This window comes from Crystallibacter permensis (assembly GCF_025960875.1).
In the GTDB taxonomy this organism is placed as follows: Bacteria; Actinomycetota; Actinomycetes; order Actinomycetales; family Micrococcaceae; genus Crystallibacter; species Crystallibacter permensis.
Window position 1 is genome coordinate 1 of the sequence record NZ_JAODLR010000054.1, and the last position, 2,398, is coordinate 2,398.

At 60.1% G+C, this 2,398-nt stretch carries 3 protein-coding genes; 1 reads left to right on the forward strand and 2 read right to left on the reverse strand.

Annotation, left to right across the window (positions count from 1 at the left end; translation table 11 throughout):
- The first annotated feature begins 130 nt into the window (after positions 1 to 130).
- Positions 131 to 757: a DUF6308 family protein gene (locus tag B0G38_RS23095; RefSeq protein WP_264671641.1), complete on the forward strand. Its 627-nt coding sequence runs from the start codon at positions 131 to 133 to the stop codon at positions 755 to 757.
- A gap of 503 nt (positions 758 to 1,260) precedes the next feature.
- Here the strand turns inward: B0G38_RS23095 and B0G38_RS23100 are convergent.
- Both B0G38_RS23100 and B0G38_RS23105 read right to left on the reverse strand, forming a co-directional pair.
- Positions 1,261 to 1,950 carry an HAD-IA family hydrolase gene (locus B0G38_RS23100; RefSeq protein ID WP_264671639.1) on the reverse strand — a complete coding sequence of 230 codons (690 nt, stop codon included), beginning with the start codon at positions 1,948 to 1,950 and terminating at the stop codon, positions 1,261 to 1,263.
- Positions 1,951 to 2,027: 77 nt separating this feature from the next.
- Positions 2,028 to 2,398: FGGY-family carbohydrate kinase (locus B0G38_RS23105; protein WP_264671640.1), on the reverse strand; the 371-nt coding region annotated here is incomplete at its 5' end.

The following is a 2,398-nucleotide window of genomic DNA, read 5'->3' on the forward strand; positions in this document are numbered from 1 at the left end:
ATGGAGACCCCCCAGCGCGCCGCCCAAGGCCCCGGAAAGGGCACGAAAGCGAACCCCACGGCCCAAAATTGCCCCTTGTTCAGCGCCCTCCTAGGATCAGGTGATCCTGGCAGAGGATGAGAGGGCCGCGATGACATCGAAGAGTTTAGCCTCGCTAAGGGAAACGGCAGCAGAATGCCTGGAACGCTACACGTCACCGACGGGGCTATACGCGTTTCGAACCTATGATGTCCAAGGGGATGTCGACGCGCCACTTATGCCGTCGGACATACTAATGGCCAATCTCCTGAGCTTGAAGCTGGGATGGAAGGACGTCATCCCTCTGTTCGCTGAAGGCGAGGGGCCAGAGCAGCGGTTGCGTACTGCGCTCGAGGCTGCCCTCGGAGCTCTTCGGGATGCGGAGCCGTTCGAATCTTTTGAGACGCCTGAAAGCCTCGAAAACGCGGTCTCAACTCTGGCGGAAGCCAATGCGGCGACCGAGACCGTCGAGAATTGGACGCCGGTTACAGTGTCCAAAGTCTTGCACCGACGGCGCGCTCATATCGTTCCTCTAAATGATTCGCGGGTACGTGATTTTTATGGCGTGCGGCCTACGCAGTCGAAGCTGTTGCGTAAGGCACTTTGGGAGGACATCAACGAAAACGCGGATTGGCTGAACGAATTAGCCAGTTCGAAGACGACGCCGGACGGTCGCCCGCTGTCTCTGTTGCGGCTCGCCGATATTTTAATCTGGATGTCCTACGCGACCTCGCAATAGCGCAAGCGGCGATCGGCCACCATGATTCCGAAACTTCGGTGTTGATGCCGCTGTATCGGCGTCAGGTACATGTCGCTTGGGGGCTGGCTAGGCAGATGGCAGAGCGCGCGTATTCCCTGCGGGATGACGATGAAGCCTAGCTGGTCGCGGGCACTCATACCTAGCGGCGCAACCTTTAATCCCGCCGCGGGGTACCGGTTGGACTGCACCGCGAACGAGTTCGGCCGTGTATTCGGCCGTCGTCCACACGAGAGCCAGACATGCGGAGATGAGGGATGCGAGGCCGATCTGTTCGTTAGGAAGTTCGTAGTAACCGGCCGTCCTCCGCTACGGACTCAAGCCCATGCTCGGTCCCGTCCTCCCCGCTCCACATTCCACCGTCGGCCAACATGCTGTTGCTGCGCTCCCTGATAGCTTCGCCCGCCACTTCACCCCCGGCAAACGGCGCGAGGCGAAGTGACTGTGTCAGCCGAGAGTGATCCCGGGGACTCGTTTTGTAAAATTTAGGAATCGAGGCTGAGACGCAGCCCGTCAGGGGTTTGGATGAACTTTAGTCCGGACAAGCCTGGAAGTACAAAATCCGCGTCCAGGTGGGCGGCAGGAAATGTTCCGGCGACGGCAAGCGTCGTGCATCCGGCTGCCTTGGCGGCGGCGAGGCCGGCCGGGGTATCTTCGACGACCAGGCACCGGGTCGGATCGACTCCGAGCCTGCGTGCGGCCAGGAGGAATCCCTCCGGATCGGGTTTTCCTTGTGTGATGTCGTCGAAGCTGATCAGGACGGGTGGCGGGTTGACTCCCGCTGCATGCAGACGAGCTTCAGCAAGACCGCGAGTACAGGAAGTAACGATGGCGCTTCGGGTGGAAGGGATTGTGTCCAACAGTTCCGCTGCGCCTTCGAGTGCCCGGATGCCTTCAGCATCCATGGTCTCTATGCTGATGACCCGTGCCAGCGATTCTTCTACTCTCTCGGGGGCGACGAGGGTTTCCACGACGGCTCTGGCCGGCCTTCCATGGTCGGCGTGCCCGAAGGTTTCGCTCAGGCCCTCTTCCGCTGCCCATCGTTTCCACGAACGTTCGACGGCCTTCGTCGAGTCGATAAGTGTTCCGTCCATATCGAACAGCACGGCATCGAAAGCCAGTTCGGTAAGGCGTGCCAGGGCAGAATCGAGTGCTTCTGAATGTGTGTGTTCCATTGGTGTCCTTTTTAACTGGGCTGTCGCAAGAGCGGCTTTGTGCCCACACGTGAGTGGCATGGTGGCGCTGGAGTTGGTCAGATTCCGTACAGTCGCCGACGGGCCTCTTGAAATCTGCCGCGTACGTCCGCTGACCAATCATCGGATGCGGACGGCTGGATTATTCTTTCCTCGCGGCGCTGCCAGGTGGGAGGCGCGTCGCTTTGCGAGAGTGCCCACGCCGCCTGCCTTGCTGCTCCGAGGGCGACATATTCTGCCGGTTCCGGGATGACAACTTCGGCCCCGAAGATGTCTGCCGCGGCGGATTGAAGCGACAAAGAGCGTGAGCCGCCACCGATCAGGACGATCCGCTTGGTTACGTCCCGTGGAATGGTGTAATTCTCCGCAGTTGCGCGTTGCTCCGGCAACGTAGTGAGCCATCGTGCGATGGTCAGTGAGTACAGATCAA

Bases quoted from the DNA above. Each gene is read 5' to 3' on its own strand.
- B0G38_RS23095 (WP_264671641.1), top strand. From the start codon at position 131: ATGACATCGAAGAGTTTAGCCTCGCTAAGGGAAACGGCAGCAGAATGC.
- B0G38_RS23100 (WP_264671639.1), bottom strand. From the start codon at position 1,950: ATGGAACACACACATTCAGAAGCACTCGATTCTGCCCTGGCACGCCTT.